14 protein-coding genes and 1 pseudogene are annotated in these 14171 nt (G+C 68.5%); 7 read left to right on the forward strand and 8 right to left on the reverse strand.

Translation table 11 applies throughout. The annotated features are described in order from the left end of the window. Positions 1-740 precede the first annotated feature (740 nt). Positions 741-1940, forward strand: a complete 1200-nt coding sequence (locus FXF52_RS37760; protein WP_148804470.1) for an acyl-CoA dehydrogenase family protein — start codon at positions 741-743, stop codon at positions 1938-1940. Here FXF52_RS37760 and FXF52_RS37765 read toward each other — a convergent pair whose 3' ends face one another. From FXF52_RS37765 to FXF52_RS37785, 5 genes are all read right to left on the reverse strand, one after another. Then, a complete protein-coding gene (locus FXF52_RS37765; RefSeq protein ID WP_148804479.1) occupies positions 1941-2477 on the reverse strand; it encodes a GAF domain-containing protein in 537 nt (178 codons plus the stop codon). A gap of 62 nt (positions 2478-2539) precedes the next feature. Beyond that, entirely contained in the window at positions 2540-3121 is a 582-nt protein-coding gene (locus FXF52_RS37770) for an ATP/GTP-binding protein (RefSeq protein ID WP_148804471.1), read from the reverse strand. After that, positions 3099-3470, reverse strand: a complete 372-nt coding sequence (locus FXF52_RS37775; protein ID WP_148804472.1) for a DUF742 domain-containing protein — start codon at positions 3468-3470, stop codon at positions 3099-3101. Before FXF52_RS37775 ends, FXF52_RS37770 begins: the two co-directional genes overlap by 23 nt. Positions 3471-3474: 4 nt before the next feature. Beyond that, the gene (locus tag FXF52_RS37780; RefSeq protein ID WP_148804473.1) at positions 3475-3906 is read right to left on the reverse strand and encodes a roadblock/LC7 domain-containing protein; all 432 of its coding nucleotides are present in this window, start codon (positions 3904-3906) and stop codon (positions 3475-3477) included. 52 nt (positions 3907-3958) lie between these two features. Beyond that, entirely contained in the window at positions 3959-5530 is a 1572-nt protein-coding gene (locus tag FXF52_RS37785; RefSeq protein WP_148804480.1) for a sensor histidine kinase KdpD, read from the reverse strand. A gap of 1138 nt (positions 5531-6668) precedes the next feature. On the opposite strand from FXF52_RS37785, the gene FXF52_RS37790 reads away from it, so the two are divergent. Continuing rightward, entirely contained in the window at positions 6669-7676 is a 1008-nt protein-coding gene (locus FXF52_RS37790) for an RNA polymerase subunit sigma-70 (protein WP_148804474.1), read from the forward strand. Positions 7677-8001: 325 nt separating this feature from the next. Here FXF52_RS37790 and FXF52_RS37795 read toward each other — a convergent pair whose 3' ends face one another. Both FXF52_RS37795 and FXF52_RS44310 read right to left on the reverse strand, forming a co-directional pair. Continuing rightward, the gene (locus tag FXF52_RS37795) at positions 8002-8589 is read right to left on the reverse strand and encodes a dihydrofolate reductase family protein (RefSeq protein WP_255472790.1); all 588 of its coding nucleotides are present in this window, start codon (positions 8587-8589) and stop codon (positions 8002-8004) included. Between the two features lie 53 nt (positions 8590-8642). Further along, positions 8643-8957 (reverse strand): annotated as a pseudogene (locus FXF52_RS44310) (Tn3 family transposase); the annotation flags it as partial. A 243-nt stretch (positions 8958-9200) separates the two neighbouring features. Between FXF52_RS44310 and FXF52_RS42720 the strand changes: the two are divergent. Next, complete coding sequence (locus FXF52_RS42720; protein ID WP_222870900.1) at positions 9201-9371, forward strand: hypothetical protein; 171 nt, start codon at positions 9201-9203, stop codon at positions 9369-9371. Between the two features lie 52 nt (positions 9372-9423). Here FXF52_RS42720 and FXF52_RS37810 read toward each other — a convergent pair whose 3' ends face one another. After that, on the reverse strand, positions 9424-10719 hold the full coding sequence (locus FXF52_RS37810; RefSeq protein WP_148804475.1) for an alkaline phosphatase family protein: 1296 nt from the start codon (positions 10717-10719) through the stop codon (positions 9424-9426). A 197-nt stretch (positions 10720-10916) separates the two neighbouring features. Between FXF52_RS37810 and FXF52_RS37815 the strand changes: the two genes are divergently transcribed. The 4 genes from FXF52_RS37815 to FXF52_RS37830 form a co-directional block, all read left to right on the forward strand. Continuing rightward, positions 10917-11561: a hypothetical protein gene (locus tag FXF52_RS37815; protein ID WP_148804476.1), complete on the forward strand. Its 645-nt coding sequence runs from the start codon at positions 10917-10919 to the stop codon at positions 11559-11561. Positions 11562-11720: 159 nt separating this feature from the next. Then, positions 11721-13235 (forward strand): DUF4419 domain-containing protein, encoded by a 1515-nt coding sequence (locus FXF52_RS37820; protein WP_148804477.1) that lies wholly within the window; start codon positions 11721-11723, stop codon positions 13233-13235. 90 nt (positions 13236-13325) lie between these two features. Beyond that, positions 13326-13811 (forward strand): hypothetical protein, encoded by a 486-nt coding sequence (locus tag FXF52_RS37825; RefSeq protein ID WP_148804478.1) that lies wholly within the window; start codon positions 13326-13328, stop codon positions 13809-13811. Positions 13812-13896: 85 nt separating this feature from the next. Then, on the forward strand, positions 13897-14171 hold a 275-nt coding region (locus tag FXF52_RS37830), incomplete at its 3' end, for a hypothetical protein (RefSeq protein WP_222870901.1).

Raw genomic sequence — 14171 nt, forward strand, 5'->3', positions numbered from 1 at the left:
GGCACAGGAAGTCGACGACTGAGCGGGCGCGTCAGGCAACGGCCACCAGATCAGACGGTTACTGCGCGCGGCCACTCGCGTGCGCTGCCCGGTAGCGAGCGCACTGCGGCCAGATGAGTGCACCGACCAGGTAGCTGGGGGGCCGTAACGGCAGGCGCCTGTCAGACGCCGTCCAAATAGGACGACCGTGCCGCGGTCACGTCCTGCCGGACGGGACGTCGGCCCCGCGACCGTCCGGTCCCGATGCTCGCGGGCACCGGAGACCGACATGACGAGGACATCAGCCGCCCGCCCAATGGGCCTAGGATGAGGTTCGCCCCTTCAACCAGGCCCAGGTACATCTTTGGCCCTTCGCGGGTCCGCCCCGTGTGGAGCAAGTCGGCACAGCGGCTGAGCCGAGGACCAGGACGTTTCCCCCGAATCCTTTGGCAGACAAGGGTTTGGCGACCTTCAGGGGCACCAACCCGAACGGGTCTCAATTTACAATCCATGGGACTCATGGGAAGATTGGGACTCGCGTGAAACGTCAGCTAGCGGGACAACCTGCGCAAGCCGTCCTGTTGGAACCCGCTCCGACGGTTCCCCGGCCTGGGCGGCTGAACGCCCGCAAGGCTGCCGCCGAGCTGTGCGGAAACCCCGCGTTGAGTTTGCACAAAGGTGCACAGGGCGGCCTAGGGGGCGACGCCGGTGTGCACCTGCCGATCGAGGTCAGCGGGTAATTCACCAGGGGGTTCGTGGGGATGGACGGCTATTTCGCCAACGCGCGCCATAAGCGCCTGCGGGAGGAAGTCAGAGCCTTCGCGGAGGTTGAGGTGCGGCCTCGGGTACCGGAGATGGAGGCGTCCCGTGCTGTGGCGCACGAGCTTTCTCGGCTGATCGCTCGCCAGGGTTGGATCGGTGTCACGATCAGTCCCGAGTATGGCGGCATGGGCCTAGGGCACCTGGCAAAGACCATCATCATCGAGGAGCTGGCACGGGTCAGCGGCGCGATGGGCGCGATGGTGCAAGCCTCGCAGCTCGGCGTGGCCAAGATCGTTCACTTCGGAAGCGAGACCCAGAAAAAGACCTGGCTACCGGCCATATCCAATGGCGACTGTCTACCGACCATCGCGGTCACGGAGCCGGAGTCAGGTGGGCATGTCCTCGGTATGACGGCCAGTGCGGTGCGCGACGGCGACGACTACATCCTCACGGGCCGGAAGGTCTTCGTTGGCAACAGCCACGTCGGTGACCTGCACGGAGTCGTGGTGCGGACCGGGCCGGGCTCCAAGGGCCTGTCGGCGTTCCTGGTGGAGTCGGACCGTCCGGGCTTTTCGCTGGGCCCGCACCGACCGGCCATGGGTTTGCACGGCTTTAGTTTCGGCGAGCTGATCTTCGACAACTGCCGGGTTCCCGCGGCCAACATGCTCGGCGACGAGGGCGACGGGCTGGCGGTGGCCTACTCGTCCAGCGTTCTCTACGGCCGTCCCAACCTGACGGCTGTCTCGCTGGGCATCCACCAGGCCGTGATGGAGGAGACCGTGGCGTTCGCTGCGGAGCGGCACCGCTACGGCAAGCCGCTCTACGAACTGCCGTCGATCAAACTGAAAATCGGGCAGATGCAGTCACGGCTGATGACCGCGCGGCTGGCCGCATACCACGCGGTTCACCTGCTCGACCAAGGCCAGCCCTGCGACGCGGAACTGATAAACGCCAAACTCGTCAACGTCGAGTACGCCCTGGACTCAGCGCGCAACGCGATGGAGATGCAGGCCGCCAGCGGTCTGTATGCCGATCGACCACTGGAACGGTACGTGCGCGACGCGTACCACATTTTCGCTCCGGCCGGAACGTCCGATGTGCAGATGCTCCGGCTGGGCGAGGTAGCGCTGGGACACTCGAAGGGTCAGTGGTCGCAGCGCCTTGCCGCAGCCGTGACGCCGGCCGCGGACGCCGGCTGACTACTGCCTGCGCCGGTCACGCTGGTTGATCCGCTCCACCAGCTCTTGGGCGAGGGCCTTGATGGTCTCCAGCCCCGGTCGCCCCCAGGGGCGCGGTTCGGTGTCCACCACGCAGATGGTGCCGAGTGTGGCGCCGGTGTGGTCGATCAGTGGCGCCCCCAGGTAGGAGCGGATACCGATCTCGTCGACCACCGGGTTACCGGCGAATCTCGGGTAGTCGCAGACATCGTCGAGCACCAGTGCCTTGCGGCGGACGACGACGTGCGGGCAGTAGCCGTGGTCGCGGTCCATCACGCGGCCCGGCTCCCCGGCCGCGCCGTCCTGCGGGTTTGCTCCGGCCTGGTCTGCGGACGGGGTGTAGAGCCCGGCGAAGTACTGGCGTTCCTCGGTGATGAAGTTGACCATCGCGTAGGGGGCGCCGGTGACCTGCGCGAGCTTCTTGGCGAACTCGTCGAACTCGGGGTCTGGAGTCTCCCCGATGCCGAGTTCCCGCAGCCGCTGGACGCGTTGCGGGGCCTCGCGGTCTTCGGGAGTCATTAGCGGGTGTCTTCCGATGTCGTTGGTCACGATGAGCTCCGTATCTTTAGGTTGCTGCTGCTTCAGGGTTGGCGGGAGATGCGAGTGCCCAGCAGGTGCTGGATCAGTGCGACCAGTACGGCGGTCGCGGATCGGCTCTGTCGGGCGTCGCAGAGCACGATCGGGACATGGGGTTTGAGGTCGAGGGCGGCGCGGACCTCGTCCGGCTCGTAGCGGAAGGATCCGTCGAACTGGTTGACCGCGACGAGGAAGCCGATCTGGCGGGATTCGAAGAAGTCCACCGCCGCGAAGCAGTCCTGCAGCCGGCGGGTGTCGGCGAGGACTACCGCGCCGAGGACGCCGTTGCACAGTTCATCCCACATGAACCAGAACCGCTCCTGGCCAGGGGTGCCGAAGATATAGAGGACGTAGCGGGGGTCGATGGTGATGCGACCGAAGTCCATCGCCACGGTGGTGGTGGATTTCCGTTCCACCCCGCTCAGGCTGTCGGTCCCGGCGCTGGCGGCGGTCAGGATTTCCTCCGTGGTCAACGGCTCGATCTCGCTGACCGCGCCGACGAAGGTCGTCTTTCCGACGCCGAAGCCGCCGGCGATCAAGATCTTGAGCGCCGCGGGGAACAGCTCAGAGTCGCCGTCGTAGGCCATCGAGAATTGCCTCCAGGACAGAGATGTCGGTGGGATCGACGGCGGGGCCGGGTGCGCGCGCGGCCACGACGCCGCAGCCGACGAGGTCCGACAGCAGCACCTTGGTGATGGTCGCCGGCAGCTTCATGCGCGCGGCGACCTCCGCGACCGTCGTCGGGCTGGCACACAGGTAGAGCGCCCGGGCATGATCCGGCTCTAGGGCGGTGCGGGGCAGCCGGCCGGTGGCACCCACCATGGACAGCAGATCCAGCTTGATCGTTGGCAGGGTCCGCCCGTTGCTGACCGCGTACAGGGGTACGAGCCGCCCTGCCTCATCGTCGAACCAGGTTTCGTCATGCGGCTCGACCATGCTCTCACCGGGGCGTGCTCGGCACGCCTGCGGCCGGGCGTGGAGCTGTCGCCAGGTACGGCCGGACACTCTTGACCAGCTGTGACATCTCGTATCCCAGCACCCCGGCATCGGCGCCTCGGGCGGCCAGCACGGCGAGTACCGCGTTGGAGCCGGCCGCCGAGACGAACAGCAGGGTTTCGTCGAGTTCCGCGACCACCTGCCGGACCTTTTCCTCACCGGCGAACCGGTGACCGGCGCTCCGGGCGAGCGAGAAGAGCCCGGAGGCGATCGCGGCCAGGTGGTCCGCGCCGTCGGAATCCAGACCGTGAACGGCCTTTTTCAATCCGTCCGAGGACAGCAGCAACGCACTAATGGTGTGGGGGACTCGTTGTACCAGGCCTGCCAGCAGCCAGCCGAGGTCAGGGGCCTGGCCCGGGGCGACGTCGCTTGGCATGATGATGAGTTCCTCCTGCGAGTTGTGGCGCTTGGTCAGCTAAGGCCGTCAGTTACGGTCGAGCGGGACCGCTGTCCTCGTCAGCCGCGCTCTCCGCACGGGTGACTCCCTGCATGAACGAGGCCACCAGGCCAGGGTCGTGCTCAACGGGCGGTTCGTCCGCGCGCGGGGCCGGGACGTTCTGCAGCTGGGGTGCCAGATGCTTCTGTGCCTGGCGCCGTGGCAATTGCGGACGGATGTCGTGAGTCGCGGCACCAGGGCCTGCGTGGGCAGCCGGCCCGAAGGTGGGCGGCGCGGGAGCGGCAGGCGCCACCGGTGTCTGCCGCGGCTCCCACCCGCCCGGCTGGCCGAGGCTGCCAGGGCGATCGTTGTGGCCGTTGCTGAACCTTGGCACCTCGGTGTGAGGTGGTGGGACAGGCCGCGCGCCCTGGGGGGCGGCGGCAGCGACCGCCGGTGAGGCTTGGCCGGGCAACCCGGCTGCAGTCTCGCGGTGCGCCGGCTGGCTCGTCTGGTGCGCCAGCACCTGAAGCCGCGATCCGTGCTCGAGTTCCTCCCCGCCGAGCAGCGCGTGCGGCAGGACGACAACGGCCTGGATGCCGCCGTAGATGTTGTTCTGCAGCCGCACGGCGATACCGTGCCGGCGCGCGATGGCCGACACCACGAACAGCCCGATCCGGCCGTCGCTGAGCAGCTCCGCGATGCTGACCCCTTCCGGGTCAGCGAGAACTCCGTTCACCCGGTCCTGGTCGTCCAACGCCATTCCCAGGCCACGATCCTCGACCTCCACCGCTAGACCGGCGGCAACGGCGCGGGCGCGCAACATGACCTGCGTGTGCGGTGGCGAGAAGTTGGTCGCGTTCTCGACAAGCTCCGCGACCAGGTGGATGACGTCCGCGACGGCGTGGCCGCGCAGGGTGCCCTCAACCGGGGGGATGAGCTTCACCCGTGAGTACTGCTCGACCTCGGCGATCGCCGAGCGCAGCACCTCCGTCATGGCCACCGGCCTACGCCACTGTCGGCGCGACACCGCGCCGCCGAGCACGGCGAGGTTCTCGGCGTGGCGGCGCACCCGAGTGGCCAGGTGGTCGACCTGGAAGAGGCCCTTGAGCAGGTAGGGGTCTTCGACCTCGTTCTCCAGCTCGTCGAGTAGCTGGATCTCCCGATGGACCAGGGACTGCAACCGGCGGGAAAGGTTGACGAAGATCTCGACCGGCTGGTCCGCCCGGCGGCGGGACCCCATGGCCGACGCCTGCAGGACCGCTGTCTGGGCGGCGTGATGGGTCTGGTACAGATCGTGCTCCAGCGGCCCGAAGACGTCGCCTTCGACGGGCGGAAAGTTCGGGGCTTGCAGGGCCGGCCGCTCACCCCGGTGCAGTTGCTCAAGCAGCCGGCGCACCTCCATACGGCCCCAGGCTGCCGATGAGCGCATTGTGTCGACTCTTCGCTGGATCGAGCCGGCGAGCGCGGCCGTGCGGTTCGCCGCGACCAGCAGCACGGCGGCGCCGACGGCGACCGCGACGCCCAAGATGGCGACAGTCGCGGCGGACAGGGAGTCACTGGACACGGCGAGCACATACGTCACCACAGCTACCGCGAGCAGAACCATAACAGCGGCGGGCAGCATCGAGAGCCACAGAAGGCTGGCCCGCAGCCCGCCATCAGCCGGTGGCCGGTGCGCCGCGGGAGTGGCGTCTCGTCCTGCGTCACTGCGCAGCGCACCTGCATCAGGTGGGAAGAGGTCAGACATCAACACCCTCGATACCGGGAAAACTGGCCGCAACGCGTGACATAGCGGCTCACTCTACATTGCACAGACCAAACCAGATATTAGAGAAGTTCGCTCAATCATGGGCGACCGCACCCGCACCCTCAACCCCCACCGCCACGCCGACGCACCACCGCCGGTCAATATGCTCAGGTCAGAGCCACATCGATGGCTGGATTTTTCCGCCCCCGCGTGACCGAATTTCGGTCATCCGGCACGCCAACTACGGTGACGCACAGCGCCAGGCGATCACGTCGCTGGCGACCGGGCCGCCACACGTGCAGCCAGCAGATATCGCGGCCGTAACGGTGGAGGGCGGGCCTGCGCTGATCCACACGAGGCGGCCGGATACACGGCCACCTCGCCGGCCGGACGGGACGGCGGGCCCCGCACCGACTTGCGGTCCTGTCCGGCCTCCGCCAGGTCTGACCTGCAACCGTGAACCTAAACGCTGCCGGAGGCGCCGTGACCGCTGGATCAACTGCCACACCGCGCCGCCTGAGAGGACCCTACCTGATCCTCCGCTCACTGTGATCGGTCGACCACACTCGTGGCGTACGGGCGTTGACCAACCGCGACGGCCAATGGCCGGAGGGGTGCGGGGATGGCTCGACGGGGCGGGCCCACGGGAGCCGCGCTGCGTCTCGGGTTCCTGTTCGGCGGGGTCGTCGTGGCGTGGAGTGTTCATGAGGCCGCCACCAACCGGGGTCACTTTCGCCGCCGACCTTCCTCCGGCCGCATCGTGGACGCCACCGCCAACCTGCTCACTGGCGTCCTCCGCCCAATCTCTGGGCCGCCGGCGCCACCACCGGCACAAGGCGGGCTCGCCGAGGAAACGGCCCTCAGCATTCCGTCGAGCGGTGTCGGCCCTTACCTGGGAGCAGCCGGACCCGAGCTCCGGCCGCCGAACGTGGTCACCCCACCGCCGGCCCGCCCCGTCCAACTCGGCACCCGAAGCCCGGCAGCCTCTCGCACCGGTGTGGAAGGATTGTTGACCATGACCGACGCCAGACTGCTGGGCGCCGACGAGGCCGCGTTCATCGCGGCGGTCCGCTCAGACGACACGGCGCGGTTTGCACTGATTACGGAGCGCCACCGGCGTGAGCTGCAGGTGCACTGCTACCGGATGCTCGCGAACTACGAGGACGCCCAGGACATGACGCAGGAGACGTTCCTGCGAGCGTGGAACAAGCGGGAGTCTTTCAAGGGCCACGCGGCCCTGCGGACCTGGCTGTACCGGATCGCGACGAACGCCTGCCTCGACTTCCTGAGGAAGCGCGACGACCGCACACCCGTACCGTCCGAGCTGCCGGACCCCGACTCCGAGGTGCTGTACCTGCAGCCGTACCCCGACCGGATGCTCCCCGAGGACCCACAGGAATCGGTGGTGGCGCGGGAGACGATCGAGCTGGCGTTCATTGTCGCCGTCCAGCACCTGCCGCCGCGGCAGCGGGCGGTGTTCATCCTGCGCGACGTCCTCGGCTGGCCGGCGTCGACAGCCGCCGAAGCCCTCGAGCTGACCGTCGCATCAGTGACCAGCGCACTGCAGCGGGCCCGTGTGACGATGCGCGAGCAGCTGCCCGACAGCCGCCTCAACTGGCGGAGCCCCGCCACCCACGAGCTGTCGAATGACGAGCGCGGCGTGGTGAAGTCGTACATCGACGCCCATGAGCGCAACGACCTCGACGGGCTGATGTCCCTGCTGCGCGACGACCTGCGCTTCGTGATGCTGCCCGAGGCGGGCACCTCGGTCATCACGGCCAAGGACGCGGTGGACGGCTGGGTCTCCGGTGGGCTCTTCCAGCGCGGCCACGACGACTGGCGCGGTATCGCCACGACGGTCAACCGCATGCCCGCCGCCGTGCTGTACCTGCGCACCCCCGACGACCCGGAGTACCGACTATTCGCCATCGCGGTCCTGCACATCGTCGACGGGAAGATCGCCGAGCTCACCGGATTCGACGCCACCGACAAACCATGGCTGGACCTGCCCCCGACACTGTGATCAGACAAGTCCCCATCGTCGACGAGTCCAGCGCCACGGGCCGGCGTCACCGAAGTCACCGCGCAATGAGCACCCCGAGCAGCTGAACACCAACGCGACAACGCGAACACCACCGCCCCGCCGGCGTGCCGGCGGGGCGGCGTTATGCCCGAAGAACACCGTCACGACCAACGACGCCGTCGTCCTCATCTCCAGCGAGTCGGTCAACAGCTCGCTCGGAACGCAAGGAAGGGCCCGGGGAAGGTTCCCGCATAGCCGAAGGTCATGGTGAGCACGTCAGGAAGGATTTCGACCCGGCCTTACGAGCCGAGCATTTGGCCCGTGCTCATCGCCTCGTCTCGTATCGGGTCAGCACGATGCCGCCGGGAAATGTCCGCGTCTCCACGAGGTTCAGGTTCACCCAGGTGTCCAGCGCGGTGAAGAACGGCGTGCCGCCGCCCACCAGGACCGGGTGGGTGACCAGCACGTATTCGTCGATCAGCCCGGCCCGCATCGCCGCCCCGGCAAGCGTCGCGCCGCAGATGTCCATCGGGCCGGCGTCCTCTTTCTTGAGCCGGGTGATCTCGGTGACCGCGTCGCCGGTGACCAGGCGGGTGTTCCAGTCGACCTTGTCGATCGTCGAGGAGAACACCACCTTCGGCATGTCCCGCCAGCGGCGGGCGAACTCGATCTCCGCCCGTGTGGCGCCGGGCCGCTGGTCGGCGGTCGGCCAGTGGGAACTCATCGCCTCCCACAGCTTGCGCCCATACAGCGCCAGGCCCGTCGCCCCCACCCGGTCGGACCACCACTGGAACAGCTCGTCGCTCGGCGACGAGTCCGCTCCCTCACCCCCACTCCAGCCGAGGTCGTCGCCGGGCGCGGCGATGTAGCCGTCCAGGGTCACATTCATAGCAAAGGTCAGTTTCCGCATCATGCCAGCCTCCCGTGGTTTGGTCTCACACGTACAGACGGGCGCGGCGCGGAAACCTAATCGGTGCGCGATCTGCGTCCGCAGGTAGTCCTCGCGTTCCGGACTCGGCACGGCGTACTCGGCTGGGCTCCGGCTGGTCGGGGTCGCGCAGCGGGCGCAGCTGTGGCCCGGTCGCCCGGGTTGGGGAAGCTGTAGCGGCCCAGCATGTTGATGTGCGCGTACCCGAGCGGGGAAAGGCGGGCGGCGTCTTCGTCGCGCACTGGGTAGCCCTAGGCGCGCAGCAGGTTGACCGTCAGGTCGATGTAGCGGGTGTTCCACAGCACGATCGCGTTGAACACGGGGCCGAGCGCGCCGAGCTGGTCTTCTTGCCCGGGCGGGCCGGCGGCGGGAGGCGCCGCACCGCATCGGTGCGGCCCGGATCCAGCGACTGGCGGCACCAGCGCCGCCGCGCCGCGGTGGTCGGGAAACCGCCGCCGAATCGCGGGTACACCGCCTGTCCGGAGGCGAGGCCGGGTGGGAGTCCGAGGCGAGCAGGGCAGCACCCCACCTTCCCGGCCGCGCCCCACGTCCGATGGCTCTTCGCCCAGCCGCCCGCCGGTCACAGCGTGGCCAGCATGCGCGGCTTCGGCCCGACGCGGTTTCGGGATGACACCACGATGCGGTCGGGGCAGCAAGCTGCGCTCGCCCAGGACTTGCTCGACTTCATGAACGCGTTGGGCATGACGTCGCTCGTCCAGGTTTCCGGCAGCCACGCGAAGTCGCTGAGGCCCGCGCGGACGTCCTGAGACGACGCGTCGCCGTGGCGGTGGAGGTCACCGCCACGGCGACGCTCCGGCGTCAGTCGCGGATCGACTCGCTCAGCACCCGACCCTGCGCGCCCGACGGGGGCTGGATGCCGAGCAGCGCGGCGATCGTCGGGGCGATGTCGACGTGATGCGGGTCGACGGGGTGCACACCGGGCAGGACGCCGGCGCCGGAGAGCACCAGCGGGACGTGCAGCTCGGTCGTGGCGCCGTGACGGCCGGCGACGCCGCCCGCCGGGTCGCCGCCGATCGACCAGCCGGGCTCCGGCTCGATGACGAGCTCACCGAAGCGGGGGCTCATGTGCATCGCCTGCTGGGCGGCCTTGTCGAACACCTGGCTCACGTGCGGGGTCGCCTCGAGCGTGGCCTTGATCTTCGCGACCGCCTGCGGGTCGTTCTTCGCGGCGCCGACCAGGTGCAGGCTGCCGATGCCGCCGACGACGATGACGGCGTCGGTGTCGGGCTTGGGCGTCTTGCCGGTCCCGAGGAGCTCGGCCTTGTAGCCGGCCTTGGCGATCGCGTCGATCACCTGCGTGCCGAAGCCCTTGGTGAACGTGGTCATGCCGTGGTCGCCGGTGATGACGAAGGTGGTGCGACCGAAGATGTCGGCGTCCTTGGTGGCCTGCACGATCCGGCCGATCTGGGCGTCGAGATCCGCCAGGGCGCCCGGGATTCGCGGGTCGTGGTCGCCGCCCTCGTGGCCGATCGCGTCGAGCGCGTCGCAGTAGACCGCCATGAGGTCGGGGATCTTCGGGGCCGTGACCATGGTGGCGCCGCTCTTGACGGGCTCGCCGTTGATCACCTTCACGATGTCGTCGACGCGACGCGAGCAGTCACCGCCGGGCTGGGTGTAGATGCCCTCCGGGTCGCCGTACGCCGTCCCGTGGTTCTGCACGATGAACCACTGCGACGACATCACGGTGCCGCCCTGGGCGCGGACCGCCTCCGCGATGGTGGGCACCGCGAGATCGCGCTCCTGGCCGCGGGCGGTGTGCGACACCGGGTCATAGACGTAGGCGGTGTTGAGGTGCCGCTCCGGCCAGGCGCCGGTCGCGACCGAGGACCAGGACGGGTTGGTGATCGACTGCATGACGCCGGTCGACTCGGTGACGCTGCCACGCTTGACGAGCCGGTCGATGTTGGGCGTCGGCACCTCGCCCAGGTAGTCGTAGTCGAAGCCGTCGAGGGCGATGAAGATCACGTGGTCGGCCGCCGGCGCCGCCTGCGCCGGTAGGGAGTCCGGCACGGCGGCGTACGCCGGCAGCGGGGTGAGCAGAGGGAGGGCGAGAGCCGCGGTGACGCGGCCCAGGGTGCGGAGAGTTCGGATCATGAGGTGCACTGAATCGGGTCGGGTTGGCGCCCCCGTGAGCCCACGGTGGCGACGTCGTGAACGTGCAACGTGGTTTCGCGTCTTTCACACCGCGCCGCCCGGGAGCTTCGCCGGGCGCTCGGGCGGCAGGCCCCGGGCCTGCTTGGCCGCGCGGGCGCTGGCGGCATGCTCCAGCCGGAGCCGCCATATCCCTCCTCGTGGCCACCACCGGGTACCTGGGGCTGGTCGATGCCGGTGATGTCTGGTCGATCAGCGCACCCCATCCGCCCGAGCTCGTGGCCGCGAGGAGACTCGGCGGGCAACGCCAGTCCGTCAAAGACGGGTTGCTCCACCTGCTCCAACTCGATGAGCATCACCGCCGGACGTGGCTGGACCGCCGCCAGCCGGCGCCGTGCGAGCGCACCAACTGGTGGCTGTACCTGCTGCTGGTCATCGATCAACACTTGGGTGACCAGTCGGGCCGGCGGGCGGACTGGGCGGAGTTGAAGCTCTGGCTGCTGCGGCAGGGCCGGGCCCGAGCTGTGTTCAGCGAAGCCGTCAGCGCCGAGAATCTGGCGTACTTCGCGGCGGGTATGCGCCGCGCGGGGATCGAGTTGGCGGTGTTGCCGTCGGCTGACGACATCGTCCGGGCCTGCCTGGACGCAATCCCGGTCGGGCTGAACGAGGCGGCCACGCTCGACGACGGGCGAGACCTGGGCGGTGTTGACCGCACGCAGATGCGCCACTCCCGGCAGGCGAAGAATCTGGTCAGCGCAGCCCAGTGGCACCTGGACGCAGTCCTGGACCCGCACCTCGCCGCCCAGCTGCGTGAGTGGATCGATATCAAGCCGCGTCTCGTGTAGCAGCCGACCTCACGCCAAGAAGCAGACGCACCCCCTCGGCTGATACATGCTCATCGGGTACGACAACCCACCACCCCGGGAACGACCAACGCGACAAAGGGGCCGATGAGTACTTCGTCGCGGGATCGCGCCCGGGCGAGCAGGCGTTAGAGTCGCGCAATGGTGACCTTCCGGGTCGACGAGGTGACCCCCGCAGCCGAGGGCCTGCCTACCCGGCCGCTGCGCGAACTGTTCGGGGACGCGCTGGTGTTCGGCGGTAATCCGGCGCTGCCGGTGCTCGCGCCGGACGGCGTGCATCCGCTGCTCGACGCTGTCGGGCGCGCGTTTGCCGACCATTGCCCGCTGGTGTTGTCTCCCGACGCGGTGTGGTTGACCATCGCGCAGGGTGTCGCCCAACACATCCGGCTCCATGCGGAGGAGCTGCGCCCCCGGTTGGTGGGCCACGCCGGCCGTAAGCGGCTCGTTGTGGCCGTTGACGGGCCGATGCCGCAGGACGCGGCTTCCTGGCAGGACGTGGTGGAGTCATTCCACAAGTTGCTCGCCGCCGAGGTCAGCGACGCGGACGTGTTCGAGTGCGACTTCTCCACCAGCACGGAGGTCGACCGGCTCGCGGGACGAGTTGTCCTGCTCGACGCCTACTCGCCGTACTTCTCACTGTGGCTCGTGTGCGTGTGTGGCATCCCGTCGATCACGTTGACCGGCACCGTCCAGGACTGGCAGAAGATCCGTGCACGGGTGGACGCGATCGCCGGGTTCGGCCTGGAGACGTGGTGCCGGTCGCTCGCGCCGATCGCCGACCAGTTCGTCCGAGCCGCGTCCGGCGAGGTGGACGTGGCGTTCTGGCGGCGGATCTACAACCCCGTCGACGCGTACGGCGGTGAGGTGGTCACCGGCTGGGCCGCGCGACTGTACCCGTACCTTCGCGGTGAGGGTGTGGTGGACCAGCTGAATCCGCTGCTGGAGTTACCTATCGACGAGCCGCGCGACGCGACCGCCGACGGCCGCGGCTTCTACCGCGGTGCCGGCATCCGCACCGATCAGGTGCCCGCGACGTTGTCGCGGGCGACAGTCAACGTCAACGATCGGGTGGCGGGCGACAACCGTGCGGTGGCCCTGCACGCCGGCCTGGTCGGCGTCGCCAAGGATGACGACGGTGGACTACGGCCGGTGGCCGGCTGGTACCTCGCGCCAGCGGCGGTCGAGATCGACGACGTGATCGACCGAATCGTCCGCGACCACGAGACCACGCCGCCACAGCCCACGTTCATGTTCGACGCGCCCGCCGAGGTCGTGGCGCTCTACCGGCGCATCGGCTCCGCCACGCTGTTTCACACGTGGCGGCTGCTGCCGGCGACCGAGCACCGCCGACTCTATCGCGGCTACGAGGACCGGTCACTCTTGGCGATCATCGACCTTGCCGACGGCCGGAGCGTCTGCGCGGCCCTCGACAACGAAACGCAGTCGACCCACTGGGTCCTCTGCCGCGTCCAAGAGGTGGCGGCCGAACGGTCCGACGAGTTCGACGGCCGATTCCGCCTGGTCGACGAGCCCGCCGACGTCCCGGTGTACGGCACCTCGCTCGCGCAGCTGCTCGACGCCGCCCTCGACTCCGATGGCCACATCACCCACCTCGAAACCGGCCGGCTCAATCAGCTGGACCGACCCATGGGTTAGTCCGTGACGCGCTATCCGCAGTCCGGCACGACCGAACACGTCCAGACTCGACAGCACTTATATAACAAGGCCTACAGGGAGTGACATGCCTTGCGGCCGGTCAGCACGCGCGATCGGCGGCAGATGCGGATGCTGCGCGGGCATCTCCGGTATCCGTGCAAGTATCTTCTGGTGGTCATGGAGCCGGTCCCCCGCTACGAGGACCTGATCTGGCTCTTCGAAGCGGAGCCGGTCTATCGGTACGCGGACGACGAGCGTGAGACCGGATACCAGTTCGACTGGCGAAAGCTGTGGCCGTACACGGCAGTGACATTCCGAACCACCCGAGCCGGCTACGACATCGAGATGTATATCGAGCCGGGCTACGAGGTCGTTCGGCTACGGTTGCGAACCGTTCTCGACGGAGCTGAGCTGCTCGATCTGGATCTACGTGGCGTTCAAGGTGTCGGAGTCGAGCGAATCCATGGTCGCGAGCTGCTACGGGTCGACTTCCCGGACGACTCGCCGGCTTCCACCCTGTGGCTACGGATGAAGCCCGACGTCGGGGTGCACTGGTCGTACCGCCCGGCAAACTGACGTGGCTGCTCGAAGAGCGGCACGGGCGGGCGCACGCTGCCCTGCCGGTGAGAGCAGCAACCGGCCGTTCTGGGACGAACGCCAGGTGGCCTACTTCGAGGACCTGAGCGCCTACAGCTACAGCGACGTCGACATCATCGAGATGGACTGGGGATGGCTTCAGTTCCGGCCCGGATACGACCGGATCAACGTCGGATGGCTCGACGCCTCGCACGCGTTCGAGGAAGGACCCACCCCGAACTGGTTCACCGACGCGCTGCTCGACATCATCGCGGCGCCGCGTATCAACACGATGCGTGGATATCACCGGTGCCCCTTCTGCCCGAAACGCTCGGCGGATCCGATGCTCTCTGTGGATCA

It is taken from the genome of Micromonospora sp. MP36 (genome assembly GCF_008119785.1).
Taxonomy (GTDB): domain Bacteria; phylum Actinomycetota; class Actinomycetes; order Mycobacteriales; family Micromonosporaceae; genus Micromonospora.